Source organism: Spongiactinospora rosea (assembly GCF_003315795.1).
Taxonomy (GTDB): Bacteria; Actinomycetota; Actinomycetes; order Streptosporangiales; family Streptosporangiaceae; genus Spongiactinospora; species Spongiactinospora rosea.
Map to the genome: position 1 here is coordinate 13,209 of NZ_QMEY01000006.1, position 16,232 is coordinate 29,440.

15 protein-coding genes are annotated in these 16,232 nt (G+C 73.3%); 5 read left to right on the forward strand and 10 right to left on the reverse strand.

Features of this window, described 5'->3' with window-relative positions:
- Window positions 1-147 precede the first annotated feature (147 nt).
- A complete protein-coding gene (locus DP939_RS16230) occupies window positions 148-585 on the forward strand; it encodes a nuclear transport factor 2 family protein (RefSeq protein ID WP_113981556.1) in 438 nt (145 codons plus the stop codon).
- Window positions 586-595: 10 nt separating this feature from the next.
- Here DP939_RS16230 and DP939_RS16235 read toward each other — a convergent pair whose 3' ends face one another.
- Window positions 596-1,372 (reverse strand): class I SAM-dependent methyltransferase, encoded by a 777-nt coding sequence (locus DP939_RS16235; protein WP_199565203.1) that lies wholly within the window; start codon window positions 1,370-1,372, stop codon window positions 596-598.
- Window positions 1,373-1,506: 134 nt separating this feature from the next.
- Between DP939_RS16235 and DP939_RS16240 the strand changes: the two genes are divergently transcribed.
- Window positions 1,507-2,106, forward strand: a complete 600-nt coding sequence (locus tag DP939_RS16240) for a TetR/AcrR family transcriptional regulator (protein WP_113981558.1) — start codon at window positions 1,507-1,509, stop codon at window positions 2,104-2,106.
- A gap of 110 nt (window positions 2,107-2,216) precedes the next feature.
- Here DP939_RS16240 and DP939_RS16245 read toward each other — a convergent pair whose 3' ends face one another.
- Window positions 2,217-3,764: a ricin-type beta-trefoil lectin domain protein gene (locus DP939_RS16245; RefSeq protein WP_113981559.1), complete on the reverse strand. Its 1,548-nt coding sequence runs from the start codon at window positions 3,762-3,764 to the stop codon at window positions 2,217-2,219.
- 256 nt (window positions 3,765-4,020) lie between these two features.
- Here DP939_RS16245 and DP939_RS16250 point away from each other — a divergent pair, with 256 nt between their 5' ends.
- Window positions 4,021-4,458: a hypothetical protein gene (locus DP939_RS16250; RefSeq protein ID WP_113981560.1), complete on the forward strand. Its 438-nt coding sequence runs from the start codon at window positions 4,021-4,023 to the stop codon at window positions 4,456-4,458.
- Between the two features lie 16 nt (window positions 4,459-4,474).
- Here the strand turns inward: DP939_RS16250 and DP939_RS16255 are convergent, their stop codons facing one another.
- The 3 genes from DP939_RS16255 to DP939_RS16265 all read right to left on the reverse strand — a co-directional run bounded on the left by DP939_RS16255 (window position 4,475) and on the right by DP939_RS16265 (window position 7,416).
- The gene (locus DP939_RS16255) at window positions 4,475-5,038 is read right to left on the reverse strand and encodes a dihydrofolate reductase family protein (protein ID WP_113981561.1); all 564 of its coding nucleotides are present in this window, start codon (window positions 5,036-5,038) and stop codon (window positions 4,475-4,477) included.
- Window positions 5,039-5,171: 133 nt separating this feature from the next.
- A complete protein-coding gene (locus tag DP939_RS16260) occupies window positions 5,172-6,362 on the reverse strand; it encodes a 4-hydroxybenzoate 3-monooxygenase (RefSeq protein WP_113981562.1) in 1,191 nt (396 codons plus the stop codon).
- Between the two features lie 103 nt (window positions 6,363-6,465).
- A complete protein-coding gene (locus DP939_RS16265) occupies window positions 6,466-7,416 on the reverse strand; it encodes a TetR/AcrR family transcriptional regulator C-terminal domain-containing protein (RefSeq protein WP_113981563.1) in 951 nt (316 codons plus the stop codon).
- 234 nt (window positions 7,417-7,650) lie between these two features.
- Here DP939_RS16265 and DP939_RS16270 point away from each other — a divergent pair, with 234 nt between their 5' ends.
- The gene (locus tag DP939_RS16270) at window positions 7,651-9,024 is read left to right on the forward strand and encodes a carotenoid oxygenase family protein (protein WP_225878285.1); all 1,374 of its coding nucleotides are present in this window, start codon (window positions 7,651-7,653) and stop codon (window positions 9,022-9,024) included.
- Between the two features lie 52 nt (window positions 9,025-9,076).
- On the opposite strand, the gene DP939_RS16275 is transcribed toward DP939_RS16270, so the two are convergent.
- Window positions 9,077-9,457, reverse strand: a complete 381-nt coding sequence (locus DP939_RS16275) for an ABC transporter permease (protein WP_199565204.1) — start codon at window positions 9,455-9,457, stop codon at window positions 9,077-9,079.
- Entirely contained in the window at window positions 9,430-11,001 is a 1,572-nt protein-coding gene (locus DP939_RS16280; protein WP_113981564.1) for an ABC transporter permease, read from the reverse strand. The genes DP939_RS16275 and DP939_RS16280 overlap by 28 nt, the downstream gene beginning before the upstream one ends.
- A gap of 158 nt (window positions 11,002-11,159) precedes the next feature.
- On the opposite strand from DP939_RS16280, the gene DP939_RS16285 reads away from it, so the two are divergent.
- Window positions 11,160-11,516 carry a response regulator transcription factor gene (locus DP939_RS16285; RefSeq protein ID WP_318656288.1) on the forward strand — a complete coding sequence of 119 codons (357 nt, stop codon included), beginning with the start codon at window positions 11,160-11,162 and terminating at the stop codon, window positions 11,514-11,516.
- Here DP939_RS16285 and DP939_RS16290 read toward each other — a convergent pair.
- From DP939_RS16290 to DP939_RS16300, 3 genes are all read right to left on the reverse strand, one after another.
- The gene (locus DP939_RS16290) at window positions 11,513-13,312 is read right to left on the reverse strand and encodes an ATP-binding cassette domain-containing protein (RefSeq protein ID WP_113981565.1); all 1,800 of its coding nucleotides are present in this window, start codon (window positions 13,310-13,312) and stop codon (window positions 11,513-11,515) included. The two genes, DP939_RS16285 and DP939_RS16290, sit on opposite strands and share 4 nt — an antisense overlap.
- Before the next feature lie 49 nt (window positions 13,313-13,361).
- Complete coding sequence (locus DP939_RS16295) at window positions 13,362-14,759, reverse strand: hypothetical protein (protein ID WP_113981566.1); 1,398 nt, start codon at window positions 14,757-14,759, stop codon at window positions 13,362-13,364.
- A 334-nt stretch (window positions 14,760-15,093) separates the two neighbouring features.
- The gene (locus DP939_RS16300; protein ID WP_113981567.1) at window positions 15,094-16,035 is read right to left on the reverse strand and encodes a Ppx/GppA phosphatase family protein; all 942 of its coding nucleotides are present in this window, start codon (window positions 16,033-16,035) and stop codon (window positions 15,094-15,096) included.
- Window positions 16,036-16,232: the final 197 nt, after the last annotated feature.

Consider the following 16,232-nt stretch of genomic DNA (forward strand, 5'->3'; position numbering starts at 1 on the left):
CTCCGCGCGCCGCCGCCGTTCCATAAGATAGTAAACACTCACTATCACTAGCCGGTCAAGCCGGCCGCGCGACCCCCTTCCGGCGCAGGGGATCGCGCGGAACATTCGTCCAAGACGTGGGTGCGGTGCGGCGGTGACAGTGGAGGCATGAGCCACAGCATCGTGTACGACGCCTTTTCGGCGCTCGCCGGTAATGACCCCGAGCGGATATCCGCGCTGTTCACCGAGGACGCCGAATGGCTTTCACCCCCGGGCAATGCCACCGCCGTCGCACTGAGGGCGACCGATCACATGGTGGGCAGGGAGGCGATCGCGCGTTTCTTCACCGAGGACTTCCCGCGGCTGTACGCGCGTGATGTCTCGGTCGCCTTTCATGGCGTTCACGACGCGGGTGAACGGGTGGTGGTGGAGGCGACCATGACCGCGACGCTGCCCGATGGCGGGCACTACGCCAATGACCACTGCTTCGTCTTGGAACTGCGGGGCGAGCTGATCCACCGGGTCCGCGAGTACGCCGACACCGCCCGCGGGTTTCGGGCGATCTTCGGCGAGGCCGTCCGGTTGCCCGGCCCGGCCGGGGCGTGAGGGGGCCGGTTCAGCCGGTGGGGGCGGCGTCGTTGCGCCGGCAGGCGAAGGCCATCGTCAGGTACGGCATGGTGAAGCCGCCGCCCAGCCGGTCGATGGCGGCGCCGACGCTGTCCAGCATCGGTGTCAGCCGGTCCGGGGGGAGCCGGGTGAGGATCCCGGAGGTGGGCATCTGGTCCAGCCAGGTCTCCTTGGTGTAGTGCCACTCCCATTCGAAGCGCCAGTGTTCCACCTCGCCGAACGCGCCGGTGCGGCCGATGCCGCCGGTGGCCTTGCCGATCATCGTGTCGTAGGTGTCGGCGGCGGGGGCGGCCATGGCGCGCAGGTCGATCGGGGAGTCGGGTACGGCCTGCCGGTAGGAGGCGGCGAAGGCGTCCAGGACGACGGGGGGCATCTGGAACACGTTCCAGAAGGCGGTGAGCAGCCCGCCCGACCGCAGGACCCGCGCCGCCTTGGCCGCGGCGGCGATCGGGTCGATCCAGTGCCAGGCGGTCGCGGCGATGGCCGCGTCGAAGTCGCGGCCGACCGGGTCCCAGTCCTCGAAGGTGGCCACCTCGGTCTGGATTCCGGCGCGGCGGGCGAATTCGGCCATCCGCGCGTCGGGCTCGACGCCGAGGACCCGGCAGCCCGCCTCGGTGAACTGGCGGGCGGCGATTCCGGTGCCGCTGCCGATGTCCAGGACGTCGGGGCCGGGCGCGGCGGCGACGATCCGCTCCACCAGGGCGGCGGGGTAGCGCAGGCGGGTGCGGTCGTAGCGTTCGGCGTCGATGCCGAACGACTCGGCCATCGCGCGCTCCTTGTGGGGTTCGATCTCAGGGGAGGGTGAACCCGGGGAAGATATAGTGGGCATGCGCCCACCATAGTGGGCACATGCCCACTCGTCAATCGGGCGGGCTCCGCACGCCGAAAGAGGGATGTACGGTGCCGACAGGGGTGGCCCTACGTGACGTTCGCGCGCAGTTGTTCGACGCCGCGGAGCGCGTCCTGCTCCGCGATGGGCCGAACGCGCTGACCAGCCGGGCGGTCACCACGGAGGCGGGCGTCGCCAAGGGCGTGCTGCACCGGCACTTCGCCGACTTCGACGCCTTCTTGGCCGAACTCGTCTTGGACCGCGTCGCCCGCATCGAGGCCCGCTCGCCCGGCCTGCGCTCCTCGGCGGGGCGCGGCACGGTGGCGGGCAATCTCACCGACGTGCTGATCGACCTGTTCGGCTCGGTGGCGGTGGCGATCGTCGGCCTGATCATCTCCCGGGACGAGCTGCGCGCCCGGCTGCGCCGCGACCGCCCCCACGGTGTGCCGCTGCTGGCCGAGGCCACCGCCATGCTCGCCGAATATCTGGCCGAAGAGCGCGCGATGGGCCGCATCGCGGCCGATGCCGACGTTGATTCCCTGGCACTGTCGCTGATCGGGGCCGGGCACCTGCTGTTCGCCGACCGCACGGGCGAGCGGCCGCGGCCGGCGGCCGTGGAGAAGGTCGTGACCACGGTCATCGCCGACGTGGTGCAGCGCCGCCTGCTGTGAGCGCCGGCCCCGTTCCGCAACGGCGTGCGCCGCCCGGCGCGGTTCTTGACCGCCCCGGGCGGCGCGCACGGCCCGATCGCCTCAGGCGGCGGGCCGTACCGGTGGCCGCATCAGACCTTGCGCCACTTCTGGTGGCCGCTGCCGTTGCAGACGCCCAGCTCGAACCTGCTGCCCACCCCGCCGGCGCCGACGACCTGCACGCACTTGCCGGAGTTGGTGTTGACCAGCGCGCCGGCCGTGGTGAGGCTGAACTTCTGGGAGGCCGCGCCGCTGCAGCGCGACAACTGGACGGCGGCGCCGGCGGCGGTGGAGCCCCCGGCGGTGTCCAGGCAAAGGGCGAAGTTGCGGATGGTGCCGTCCCGGTGGAAGTTCCACAGTTGGGCGCCGGTGTTGTTGCAGTCCCACAGCCAGGGGCGCTGCCCCTCCACGCCGTCGGAGTTCGGCACGTCGATGCACTTGTCCTGCCAGCCGACGATCGAGCCCGAGCGCTTGGTCGTGGTCAGCGTCAGGTCGTAGGTGTGCAGGATCGGGTTGATCGGCTGGAACAGGCTGATGCCGCCATCGGCGCAGCCGCCCGCGCCGCCGGAGGTCACGCCCTGGGCCTCGTCGTCGGAGATGAACGCGCCGCCGGAGTCGCCGGGCTCGGCGCAGGCGGAGGTCTTGGTGAGTCCTTCGACGATCGCGGTGTCGGAGTAGTGGGCGGTCACGTCCTTGCCCTGCACGACGCCGCAGCGCCAGTGGGTGGTACGCCCGGAGCGGCAGATCGAGGACCCGATCGGGGCCTCCTGTGAACCGGCGACCTTGACGTTGTTGCCGTTGTAGTCGTTGACCCACGGGCGGGTCGCCCACTTGGCGCCCTGGTAGAGCATCACCCAGGCGTAGTCGCCGCCGGGGAAGGTCGATCCGGCGAAGACGCCCTGGTCGGACCAGTCGTGGCCCTTGGTGATGGCGCCGGCCTTGCCGCAGTGGCCGGCGGTGATGAATCCGCCGTTGTCCACCGAGAAGCCCACCGAGCAGGCGACGTAGGTGCCTGGGGTGTCGGTGGGGCTGAAGAACTCGTCGCCGCCGCGGATGTCGCCGACCGGCTTGAACGCCCGGCCCTGGGTGATGCGTACCTCCTCGCCGGCCGTCAGTCCGGCGGCACGGACGAACCGCTCACCGGAGGCCTGGTCGGCGGCCGAGACCAGCACGGCGTTGGCGGCGACGTCCACGTGCCAGCCGTAGATCTTGTCGTCGGCGGCCTTGGCGGCGCGGTCCAGCACCTCCTTGGTCTCGGCGAGCCGCTTTTCGCTGCGCCGGACCTGGACGGGGGTGGCGCCCGCGTCGCGGACCGCCTTGGCGTCCTTGTCGTTCAGCACGCCGACGCTCAGCCGCTCCTTGCCCGCGTCGTACCAGGCGCCGCCGATCCGCTCGCCCAGGCGGTCGCGCAGCCGCCGTTCCAGCGTCGCCGCGGTGGCCTCGTGGGCCTGGCGGACGCGGACCTGCTCGGCGGTGAGACGCAGGTCACGCTGCAGCGCCTGTAGCATGCCATCGCCCTGGGCGCGGGCGGAGGGGGCGGAAGGAGAAGGAGAGGGGGTGGGGGACGCGTACGCGGGAATCGATGTGAAGGCGATGCCGGCGGTCAGTGCCACCGCTCCGGCTAACGTGGCCAGTCGCATGTCGGTCCTTTGCCGTAAGGGTTGCGGAAAAGAACACCTTCTTCACCGGCTGCACGCCGGTAAAGATCATGTGTCAGGCACACCCTCCGGCACCGCGCTGACCATACGGCAGTCCGTTCCATGTCCATTTCCTGGCCACACGGCCGTTTCGGCGGCGGGCGGGGGCGGCCCGCGTGTACGGGCGGCGGGCGAGGGTGGCAGACTCCGGGCAGGTCCGGCGAAATGCGGCGGTGGACGACGTGGTGCGGGAGATGCGGTGACCTGGTGGGCGGTGGTGCGGTTCTTGCACGTGCTGTCGGCGGCGTTGTGGGTCGGCGGGCAGCTCACGGTCTCCCTGGTGGTGCTTCCGCAGGCCCGCAGGCTCCTGGACGACCAGGCGCGCGCCCGGATGCTGCACGCGGTGGGGCGCCGGTTCGGGCTGGTGACCGGGGTGGTGCTGGTGCCGCTGCAGGTCCTTACGGGCCTGGGCATCGCCTGGCACAAGGGCCTGACCTGGGCGTCGCTGGCCGAGCCCGGCTACGGCCGGATCCTGGCCGTCAAGCTCGCGCTGTTCTGCGTGGTGATGGCGGCGGCGGCGCTGCACGGGTGGGCGGCGGGCGCGGGCCGTCCGCGTACGGCGCGGGCGTTCGCGGTGGCCTCGCTGATCGGCTCGCTCGGGGTCGTGCTGCTGGCCACCGCGCTGCCGGCGACCTGAACGCGCCGCGGGCGGGCTAGGCGCGCCGCGGCGTGTAGTGCAGCGCGGTGATCCCGCACTCGAACGGCCGCGCGCCGCGCAGGTCGAAGCGCAGCCGCCTGGCGTCGGCGCCGAACACGGGCAGCCCGGCGCCGATCGCGGTGGGGTTGACGAACAGCCGCAGGTCGTCGATGAGCTCGGCGGCGATCAGGCCGGACACCAGGGTGGCCCCGCCGTAGACGATGATGTCGCCGCCCGGTCGCGCCTTCAGCCGTCCGATCGTCTCGGCGAGGTCGCCGCCGGCCACGACGGCGTTGTCCCACGGCGACTCGGTCAGCGTGTTGGAGATCACGACCTTGGGCGTGTCGTTCATCCAGTCGATGGTCTGGTCGGTCTCGCCCTCGGGACGTCCGGCCCAGGCCGGGATGAATCCCTCGGCCAGGGTGCGGCCCAGCACGATGCAGTCGACCGACTTGGTGGCCGCCTCGATGTACTCGCCGACGTCGGTGCTCCATGAGGTGGTCAGCCAGTCCATCTCGCCCTCGGGACCGGCCATGTGGCCGTCGATGGTGACCTGGGCCTGAAGTATGAGCGTGCGCACGGGCGTGCCGTCCTTTCCGGTGGCCGGGGACGCGGCGCCGGACTGGCCCGTCCCTTCGTTGCTCCTCAGCCTGCCCGGCCGCCCTTACGGTTCGCTTAAGGCATCCTTCCGGCCTGTCCGCGGTGCCCTGGGGTCAGCCGCCGGCCATGAGGTCGACCAGGGCGCGGGCGGCCGCCTCTGAGGTGAACAGCCGCTCCAGCCGTGCCCGGGCCAGCCGGTGGCGGAACGGCCCGGCCAGCGACTCATCGCCCGCCTCGTGGGTCATCTCGGTCAGCCAGCGGGAGTACTCCTGGTGGTTCCACACCCGGTCGAGGCAGGTCGTGGAGTAGGCCGCGAGCCCGGTCTCGTCGCCGTCGTGGACGGCGGCGCGCAGCGCGTGGGCCAGGACGTCGGCGTCGGCGATGGCGAGGTTCATCCCCTTGCCGCCCATCGGGGTGATGATGTGCGCGGCGTCCCCGGCCAGGAACAGCCTGCCGTGGCGCATCGGGTCGGCGACGAAGCTGCGCATGTCCACGACGGTCTTGTCGGTGATCGCGCCGGCGGGCAGCTCCTCATCGCCCAGCCGCAGGCGCAACTGGGTCCACACCCGCTCCTCGCTCCACTGGGCCGGGTCGGCGCCGGGGTCGCACTGCAGGTAGAAACGGCTGGCCTTGGGGCCGCGCGCGAAGTGCGCGGCGAAGCCGTGGGAGCTGATCGCCATCAGCGGGTGGCGCGGCGGGGGGACGTCGGCCAGGATCGTGAACCAGCCGATGCCGTGGTCGTAGGTGTAGGTGGTCAGGGCGTCCGCGGGCACGGCGGCCCGGCTGACGCCGTGCTGGCCGTCGCATCCGGCGATGTACGCGCAGCCGATCTCGCGCAGGACGCCGTCGGGGTCGCGGTAGGTGACCTTCGGCTCGGGCCCGGCGATGTCGTGCAGGGCGACGTCGCCGGCCGCGAACCGCACGTCGGCGCCCGCTTCCAGGTGGGCGGCCAGGAGCCTGCCGATGAGGATCTGCTGCGGGATGAGGGCCCCGGTCCGGCCGCCGGACAGGGCGGCGACGTCCAGCAGCCGCGACCGGCCGTCCACGCGGATCTCCAGCGACCCGTCGCCGGGCATCCCGGCCAGGATCTGCCCGGCCAGGCCCCACTTCTCGAAGATCTGGGCGCCGTGGTAGTCCAGGACTCCGGCGCGCTGGCGGCCCTCCACGTAGGCTCTGCTGTGCCGTTCCAGCACCACGCAGCCGACTCCGGCCAGCCGCAGCAGGTTGGCCAGGGTCAGGCCGGCCGGGCCGGCTCCGATGACGACGACGGTGGTGGCTTCGCGGACGGCGGTGTCGTTCGGCATGAACGGCCCCTTCGGCTGGGTGACGGGGGGCGGGCGGCCCCGGCCGGGGGTGGCGGGTCCGCCGCGGCCCCAAGCCTATGACGCTCCGCCCGCCGGCCGGATCTCAGTGATCGTCTCTGCGGGATCGGCCGACCAGCACGGCGATGCCGTCCAAGGTCAGGCGCAGCCCGAACTCGAAGAACTCGGTCAGGTCGAAGGCCGTCCCGCCGGGGCCCGGCCCGCCGTGCGGCGGTGGTGCGGGCAGGCGGCCGGAGGGCAGCCCGGCGCGGAACACCGGCAGGTGCGCGAGGTGCCACTCGTCGGCGGAGAGCCCGGTGTGCTGCTCGGATTCGGCCTGCTGTTCCAGGTTGAACGCCGTGCCGCGCACGTAGTTGGCCACCGTCCACCACACCAGCATGGCCTGGCGGGGCTCCAGCCCGAGGTCGGCCAGCACGCCCAAGGCCCGTTCGCCGAGGCCGACCAGGTTGGGCAGGGGCTGGGGGTGGGTGAGGGAGACCAGGCGGGGCAGCCAGGGGTGCCTGCCGTACATCCGCCACTGCAGGCGCGCCAGCAGTTCCAGCCGGGCGCGCCAGCCGGGCGGCAGGACGGCGGGCAGGCGCAGTTCGCCGAACGCGGTGTCGGCCATCAGCACGGCCAGTTCCTCCTTGCCGCGCACATGCCGGTACAGCGACATCGTGGGGATGTCCAGCGCGGTGGCGACGCCGCGCATGGACACCGCCTCCATCCCGCCGGCGTCGGCGATGGCGATGGCCGCGCGCACGACGCGCTCGCGCTCCTTCCCTCCGGCCGTCGCGGGCGCGGGCGGCGCGGAGCGGGGCGCCCTGGGCGCGGTGTCGGCCACGACGGTGCCGACGCGGGGGATGGCCACCACCACCCCTTCGCGGCGCAGGCTCTCCAGCGCCTTGGCGGCGGTGGCGGCGGCCACGCCCCACCGCGCGGCGGCCTGCCGGGTGGAGGGGACGCGGTCACCCGCCCGCAGCTCACCGTCTTGGACCTGCCGTTTGATCTCGGCCACGATCCGCAGGTACGGCGGGTCGGCATCGGGTCGCCGCATGCTCGGCCCTCCCTCTTTCTGTCCTAGTACACCGGGCGGCCGGCGTCGAGCGGGCCGGCAGGGCCGGTGCCGCTGCTCGCGGCGGGGATCGGCCTGCTCACACCCGCCTGATCTGTGCTAGTACACGGCGGCCTGATCGCCTCTCGGCCCCTGGCCCGCCTGTTCGTACGCTGTACCGTCACGCTCGTACACCGTACCGAAGTCCCGGCAGGGACGGACAGGAGCGTACCCACGATGATCGACATCGACGCGATGCCGGCGCACCGCCGCCGCTATCTCCAAGGGCCGTTCGCCCCGGTGCGGGAGGAGGTCACCGCCTACGACCTGCCGGTCAGCGGCCGCCTGCCGGGCGGCCTGCGCGGCCGCTACCTGCGGATGGGCCCCAACCCGCTCGGCGTAGAGGACCCCGCCGTGCATTTTTGGGGCCTCGGCGCCGGCATGGTCCACGGCGTGCGCATCCGCGACGGCCGCGCCGAGTGGTACCGCAACCGCTGGGTGCGCTCGGCGGAGGTCGGCGCGGCCCTGGAACGGCTGCGGCGCGGCGAACCTCAGCCGCCCGGCATGCCGGTCTCGCCCAACGTCCAGGTGATCGGGCACGCCGGCCGTACGTTCGCCCTGGTGGAAGGCGGCCTGCCGCCCCACGAGCTGGGCTATGAGCTGGACACGATCGGCCCGTGCGCGCTCGGCGGCACACCGGCGGGCTCAAGCGTCAACTCCCATTCCAAGGTGGACCCGCGCACCGGGGACCTGCACTCCGTGGCGTACGTGATCGGGCGGTCGTTCGCGCAGCACGTCGTCACCGGCCCGGACGGCACGGTGGTCCAGGTGACCGATGTGCCGATGCCGGGGGAGATGCCGTTCCTGCACGACTTCGCGCTGTCGCAGAACCACGTCGTGCTGTTCGACATCCCGCTGCGGTTCTCCATCGCGGCCGGGCAGTTCGCCTGGGACCGGGAGGCACAGGCCCGGATCGGCGTGCTGCCCCGCTCCGGCGGGCCGGTGCGCTGGCTGCCCGCCGATCCGCTGTACGTCAGCCACACCCTCAACGCCCACGACGACGGCGAGACGATCACGATGGACCTGATCGTGGCGGAGGGGCCGCTGGACGTCACCGACCCGGGGGCGATCGTCCCGGTGCTGGAACGCTGGAGCGTCGATCTGGCGGGCGGCCGGGTGGAGCGGCGGCGGATCGATGACCGCGCCCAGGACTTCCCCCGGATCAACGACGCCTTCGCCGCGCTGCCGCACCGCTACGGCTATTCGGCGATCAGCCCCCTGTACGGCATGCCGTTCACCGCCGGGGGGCCGCACCCCGACGTGGCGTTCACCAACGCCCTGATCAAGCACGACCTGGCGGCCGGCACGGCGCAGGTGCACGGGTTCAGCCGCGAGGAGGCCGTCAGCGAGGCGGCGTTCGCACCCGACCCGGAGGGCCGCGGCGGGGAGGACGAGGGCTTTTTGATGGCCTACGTCGCCGCCCCCGAGCGCGGCGCCTCGGACCTGGTGGTGCTGTCGGCGCAGGACTTCACCGGGCCGCCGCTGGCGCGGGTCCACCTGCCGGTGCGGGTGCCGCTGGGCTATCACGGCAACTGGATCCCCGACGCCTGAAGGGCCCCGGCGGCGCCGGCGCGTGCCCCTGCGCCGCGCCGGGCCCCCGGGCTCATTCGCCGTGCAGTACCGCCGCGACGGTGAGCCGGGCCGCCGAACGGGCCGGGGCCAGCGCGCCCAGTACCGCGATCACCACGCCCGCCAGGTGGGAGGGCTGGAAGACGTCCTTCATCGCCTCGGGGAACTCCACGATCCCCACGTTGTCCACGACCAGCCGGTGGGCGAGCATCCCGGCGGGGATCGCGATCAGCGCCCCGGCCGCGCCCTGGGCCGCGACCGACGTCACGGTCATCACCGTGACCTGGCGGGGGGTCATCCCGATCGACTTGAGCACGCCCAGGTCGCGGCGGCGTTCGCGGGTGGTGAGCAGCACGGTGTTGAACACCCCCAGCGCCGCCACGCCGATCAGCAGCACGGTGAACACGCCCGCCACGCCGACGACGGTCGCCGCGCCGTTGCCCCCTCCAGGCTGAAGGAGGGGTACAGGCCGGGGTCGGCGGCCCTGACGGCGTCGGCGTAGCGGCGGGGGTCGGTGCCGGGGGCCAGCCGTACCTCGTAGGTGTCGGCGCGCGCGGCGGGGTCCAGGGCGGTCAGGGTGTCCCAGGAGGCCCAGGCGAACCGGGCGTCGCCGCTCATCAGCCGGCCGACGATCATCGCCTGGGCGCTGCGGCCGTTCAGCAACAGGGTGACCCGGTCGCCGACGGCGAGCCCGCGCTGGTTCAGGAACGCCGGTCCGGCGACGATCTGGCCGGGGCCGTCGAACCAGCGTCCGTGCACGACCTGGGCGGCCAGCGGCGAGGTGTCGCCGCGCTGGAAGTTGATGTCGCCACGCCGGGGCTGCCCGGCCATCCGCACCTGCCGGAACACCTTGGCGGTGACCTGCCGCACGCCCGGCAGGGAGCGCAGCAGCGCCTCGATGCGCCGGTCGTCCAGGCGGGGGGCCTTCTCCTTTAAGGCGGCCTCCCCGGCCCGTACGCCGACCTGCCCGGCGGGGGCCCGGTCGGCGGCGGCGAACGCGGCCATGGTGGCGGCCAGCCCGGTGGTGAGGGTGACGCTGGTCAGGCCGACGACGATGGCCGCCATGGTCATCGCGGTACGGCCGGGGCGGGCGAACGGCAGGCCCAGCCCGAGGCTGACCGCGCGCGGCAGCCGCGCCCCGCCGAGGGCCCGCTGGACGCGCAGCCCGCGGCCGGGGCGGGGGGCGCTGCCCGCGCTGATCGCCGCCGCGGCCGAAAGCCGCCGCGCGCGCAGCGCCGGTACCAGCGCCGCCGCCGCGACCAGCAGCGGCATCCCCGAAAGGCACACCCCCGGCACCCAGCCGCCGAACCCGATCTCGGCGACCCCGGCGTCCACCCCCTGGAAGGCGGCCCGCAGCACGGGCCCGGCCAGCGCGGCACCGGCCGCGGCGCCCAGGGCGGCGCCGATGGCCGCCGGCAGCGACACCATCGTCAGGTACACCGCCACCACCTGCCGGGGGGTGAACCCGATGGCCTTGAGCACGCCGATGTGCCGCAGCCCGGACACCACCGCCCCGCTGACCACGCCCGCCACGATGAGCACCGCGACCAGCAGGGCCAGCACGCCGAACACCGTCAGCAGCGGCAGGTAGGCGTCGGCGATGTCGGCGAACGCCTGGCGCAGCGCCAGGTGGGTCTGGGCGGCGGTGAGCGCCCCCGCGGGCAGGGCGGCGCTCACGGCGGCCATCGCGGCGCGCAGTTCGGGCCCGGTCCGGGCCCGGTCGAACCGGTAGAGCATCTGCATCGCGCGCGGGCGCAGCGCGGCCATCTGCGCGGGCGTCACCCAGGCGTCGGCCGAGCGGCTCATGCTGGAGGCCAGCCCGACCACCCTCAGCGGCGGCAGGCCGGGGGCTGTCAGCCGCGCGCCCAGCGCCTCGCGCCGGCGCGGGCCCTCGGCGGCGGGCAGGTTCAGCACGATCTCGCCGGGCGCGGCGGCCCACCGCCCGTAAAGGACGGGCACCCGGTCGACGGGGCCGCCGGGATCGGCGCGGCCGGCGATGGTGAGCGGCCCTTCGGCCTCGGGGATGTCGGTGGTGCGCGGGAAGTCGGCGACGACCTGCCCGAACGGCCCGGTATGCGGCGCTGTCGCTGGGCGCGAGCGGGTTCCTGGTCAAGGACGTGACGGCCGAGCATCTGGCGGCCGCCGTGCGGCTGGTCGGCACCGGTGACGCGCTGCTGGCGCCCTCGATCACCCGGCGGCTGGTGGAGCGGTTCGCCCGCGGCGACCGGCTGCCGGGCGCGGCCGCGGGCGCCCATCCCGACCTGGCCGCCCTGACCCCGCGCGAGGTGGAGGTGTTGACGCTGGTGGGGCGGGGCCTTTCCAACGCCGAACTGGCCGCGACGCTGACGCTCAGCGAGGCCACCGTCAAGACCCACATCAAGCGGATCTTCGGCAAACTGGGGCTGCGGGACCGGGCCCAGGCCGTGGTGGTGGCCTATGAGACCGGCCTGGTCCGCCCGGGCCGCTCCGCCTAGTCACCGGCCCCGGTGTCGTACATGCGCGTGTAGTGGCCGTTGGCGGCGATCAGTTGCTCGTGGGTGCCGTGTTCGGCGATGCGGCCCTGGTGCAGGACGTAGATGTGGTCGGCGAAGGTGACGCTGTGGATGCGGTGGGTGATCAGCAGGACGGTGCCGGAATGGTGGCGGGCCAGGGTGCGGAACAGGTGCTGTTCGGCGGCCGGGTCGAGCGCGGCGGTCGGTTCGTCGAGAATGAGCAGGTCGGGGCGGCGGTAGAAGGCGCGGGCGATGGCCAGGCGCTGCCACTGCCCGCCCGACAGGTCCACCTGCCCGCCGTACTGGCGGTTCAGCAGGGTGGCAAGGCCGTGCGGAAGGGTCTGGAGCATCGTCTGGAGCCGCCCGGCCGCGGTGGCCTGGCGAAGCCTTGCGGGGTCGCCGTCGGGGCCCAGGGTGATGTTGTCGCTCAGGGTGAAGGCGTAGCGGGTGAAGTCCTGGAAGGCCCAGGCGATCCGGGCGCGGACCTGGTGGGGGTCCAGGGTGGCGGTGTCGGCGTCGTTCCAGGTGATGGTCCCGCACGTGGGCCGGTACAGGGCGGCCACCAGCATCGCCAGGGTGGTCTTGCCCGAGCCGTTCTCGCCGACGAGTGCGACGACCTGCCCGGCGTGCAGGTCCAGGTCGATGCCGGTGAGGGCGTCGGCGCCGGCTCCCGGGTAGCGGAATCCGGCCGCGCGCAGCCGCAGCGTGCGCAGCGGCTCGGGGGCGGCGCCGCCCTGCGGTTCGGCGGTGCTGCGGTCGGCGGCGAGGGCGGCCAGGTCGGCCAAAAACATTCCGGACGCCTGCAGGGTGGAGGACATGGTGATCAGTGCCGCCGTCTGGCCGCGCAGGTGCAGCAACGCGTAGATGGCGGCGGTGGCGGCGCCGGCGGTCGGGCCCATGAAGGCGATGCCGGCCGCCACGACGGCGAAGAACAGGACGGTGGACACCGCGCGGGCGGCCATGTCGCGGAGCTGGACGCGCAGCCCGATGCGCCATTGGGCGTCGGCCAGGTGGGTGGCCAGGGGCCGCCAGCGGTCGGCGAGCCATCCGGTGGCCTGGTAGGCGCGCAGTTCCTTGGCGCTGGCCGGCATCACCTGAAGTCCGTGCAGGTAGTCGGCGCGGCGTTGATCGGGGACCAGCGCGGCGGTGGCGCGGTAGCGGTAGCGGATGTTGATGACCTCGGTGATGATCTGCGGGGCGAGGCTGGCGGGGATCAGCAGGGCCATGAGCGGGGACAGCGTGACGACCGCGCCGGCGGCCGCGGCGATCGACATGGCGGCGCTGATGATGCCGGCGGCCTGCTGGGCCAGGGTGTCGGCCTGGGCTGCGCCGAGGTTGGCGCGGTGCAGCCGGTCGAACAGCCGCGGGTCCTGGAAGGCGATCAGCCGGGTGCGGGCGGCGGCGGCCAGTACCTGGGCCTGGGCCGCGACGCCGACCCGGCCGCCGAGCCTGGCGGCGGCCAGTTGCCCGCCCTGGGCGGCGATGGCACGTACCGCCAGGATCGTCAGGAACGGCAGGCCGGTGCGTACGGCCTCGCCGACGGGGACGCGGCCTTGCAGGGCGGCGAGCAGGATCTCGAACCACTGGGCGGCGGCCAGTACGCCGGCCGCCAGCAGTACCGCGGCGAGCAGTTGGGCGCCCACCGTGACGATCGTCAGCAGCCGGCCCGATCGCCAGTTCAGCCTCGTGGCGAACGCGACCGCGCGCAGCAGGTCCCGTAGCCCGTGCGCGGGAGGGTCCTGCTCGCCGGTCGCGTCGGTGGCGCCGTTCACGGTCATCGGGCGCCTGCCATCACCCTGGAGATCATGGCAGGGATCGCAGCGGGGATCATGGCCGGGTCAGTTCGGTGATGAGCCCGTCCAGGGTGAGGGTCCGGGTCGGGATGCGGCCGGCGGTGGCGGCCAGGGCGTGCAGTTGCGGCTCGGTGATCGGCCGCGCCGCCCAGCACACCAGTTGCGCGGCCCGTTCCTCTCCGCCGGGGATGCGGATCGGTTCTCCTGGTGCGGCCTCCGGTGGCGGTTCGGCCCGGAAGGCCACGGGAGCCGTCCGCGGCCCGTCGGGCAGGGGATGCACGTGTGCCCATGCCCGGTCGGGGTGGGCGCTGAGCCGGACGTAAGGGGCGGGGCACAGCCGCCATCCCGCCTGTCCCAGCCGTGTTGATCTCTTGGTCAGTTCCGATGTCCATGGGTTGGGGACCAGGACGACCCCGTGGTCGGGGTTCCACAGCGCCCCGCAGGACACGTCGGCCTCGTCGTCGCGCCCGGCTCCCTGCGCCGCGTAGGCGTCCAGGACGGTTTCCAGGCACCGCACGGTGTCGGCGGTCGAGCGTAATCGGGCGATCATTCCTCCCCCGTTGTAGACGAGGTACAGGTTCTTGGGGCGCTCCACCGTGAGCGTGATCGGCGCGTATCCGCCGGTGCCGCGCTCGTCCAGCCAGCCGGTCAGCTCCGCCGCCGCGGCGCCGCGCGCGCCGACGCCGACGATCCGCCGCCCGGCGCGTACCGGCCACACCCTGGTGCCGGCGCCGGAGGTGACGTTCACCGAGCAGGAACTGGGGCCCTGTACGACGACCTGGTCATCGTCGGGGTCTTCCGGGTGGGTCAGGACGGCCGTCACCTGGTCATAGCCGATGACCGGCCTCGGTTCGGCGCCGGGCCGCAGCAGCACGCCGCTGGGTGTGCCCCGCGGTATCGACGCCCGCGCCAGCGCGGCGAGGCCGGCGACGGCGTGCGCGGGCACCGGCCCGAACACCCGGTCGTGGCCGTCGCCGGACAGCACCACGCCCACGCCGGGGCGGTGGCCGCCGGCGACGGCGGCGGTCAAATCGGCGGCCAACTGCTCGCAGAACATGCACCCTGGGCCTACTCCGACCGCCAGCACCGGTGCGCCGGTCGGCGGGAGGGCGGCCGCCGCTTCGATCAGGGCACCGGGCGAGGCGGCGGCCGGCTCCGCCTGCCGCGCCTCCGTCTCCTCCGGGCCGGGGGTCAGCAACTGCCTGGCCAGTTCGCCGTCCACCTCGACCAGCCCGAACGACGCCCATGCCCGCAGGCACGACCGCTGCGCCGGTGAGAACGCCCCGCGGGGCGATGGCGAGCCGATGATCTGCTTCAGCCAGCGCAGCGCGGCGGCGTTCAGGTAGGCCCCCACAGCGACATCGGTGCGGGCCAGTACCGCCCCGCCACCGGAAAGGCCGGCGAGCGTGACCCGCCGGCCCCATCGGATCACTTCGGCCTCACACGCAGATGCCGATTCCGCCTATGGAGATGCAGGCCTGGGCGGGACTGCAGCACGCGCTCCCACAGGGGGTGTTCGGCGGGCGGCAGGACGATGGTGCGGCGTAGATCTGCGTGAAGGGCTGGGACGTGTACATGTAATCACTCTTTCGCGGGCGTTGAGTCGTCGCTGGATGACGACTGTGACATCTCCACACATTCACGGCGAACAGCCCTCGGGCAACTACCTAAAAAGTCAGATATCTGAATCGCTGGAATACCAGCCTTGACAATTTCGTCTTTCTCAAGCCGCGCCGGCCTCGCTTATCCGCCGGTCACGGCGGGATTTACAGGTGGTGCAGGCCGAGGTGTTCCAGCAGTAGTCCTTCCCGGGTCGACCATGGGCAGATCTCGACCTCGCGGGCCCGGCAGGCGTTCATGAGGGCCTCGGCGACCAGAGCGCCGGCCAGTGACTGCTCGGCGCGGTGGCGGCTGATGCCGGGCAGTTCGCCGCGGCGGGAGACCTTGGTCGTGGCCAGCAGGCCGGCCGCGGCGCGCAGCCCGGGCAGGTCCAGGCGGGTGCCGCCGCCGGTGCGGGCCAGGCGGGCGAGCTGGGCGAAGGTCTTGGAGCAGGCCAGTACGCGGGTGCCGGGGGCGACGGCGGGCAGGCCGGGCGGCTCGGCCAGGGCGCGGCGCAGCTCCTCACGCACCTGGCGCAGGCGGCGGGCGGACGCGGCGCCCTCGGGCAGCCAGCGGCGGGTGACCTGGCGGGCGCCCAGTGGCAGGCACATGGCCAGCAGCGGCTGGTGGCCGGTGCCGTAGGCGATCTCGACGGTGCCGCCGCCGATGTCCAGGACCAGCAGCGGCCTGCCGGTGGCGCCGCTCCAGCGGCGGGCGGCGACGTAGGCGAGCCTGGCCTCCTCCAAGGCGGGCAGGACCTGCAGCCGGGTGCCGGTGGCGGCGGCGACCCTGGCGATGATCTCCTCGCGGTTGGGGGCGTCCCGGATCACCGAGGTGGCGAACGCGAGCGGGGGGCGGCGGGCGGGGGCCGCCTTGAGGGCGCGGGCCACGGCCCGCTGGACGCTGGCCACGCCTCGCTCGCTGAGCCGGCCGTCGTCGGTGAGCATGCGGTTCAGCTTGAGCCGTACCTTGCGGGTGGCCACGATCTCCCACAGGCCGGGGTCGGCCGCATCGCGCGTCCGTGGCGGCCGGGCGCCGCGCGGGGGGCGGCGCACCACGGTCAGCGCGGCGCTGTGCGCGCCCACGTCGAGCACTGCGGTGCGCCGCATCGGCGTTTCTCCTTCGCTTCGGCCCATGTGACACTTCCCGGTTTCGGGGTAGCTTGACCGCCGTGGACACCTGGAGTTCACGCATCGGTAATGGCCTTTCGGAGAATGGAGCGCACATTATCGGCCGACCTTTACGAAATAGTTGAATATTTCGTCGCTCGGGAAATAGTGATGGTTCGCCGGGCTTCTTCCGTTAT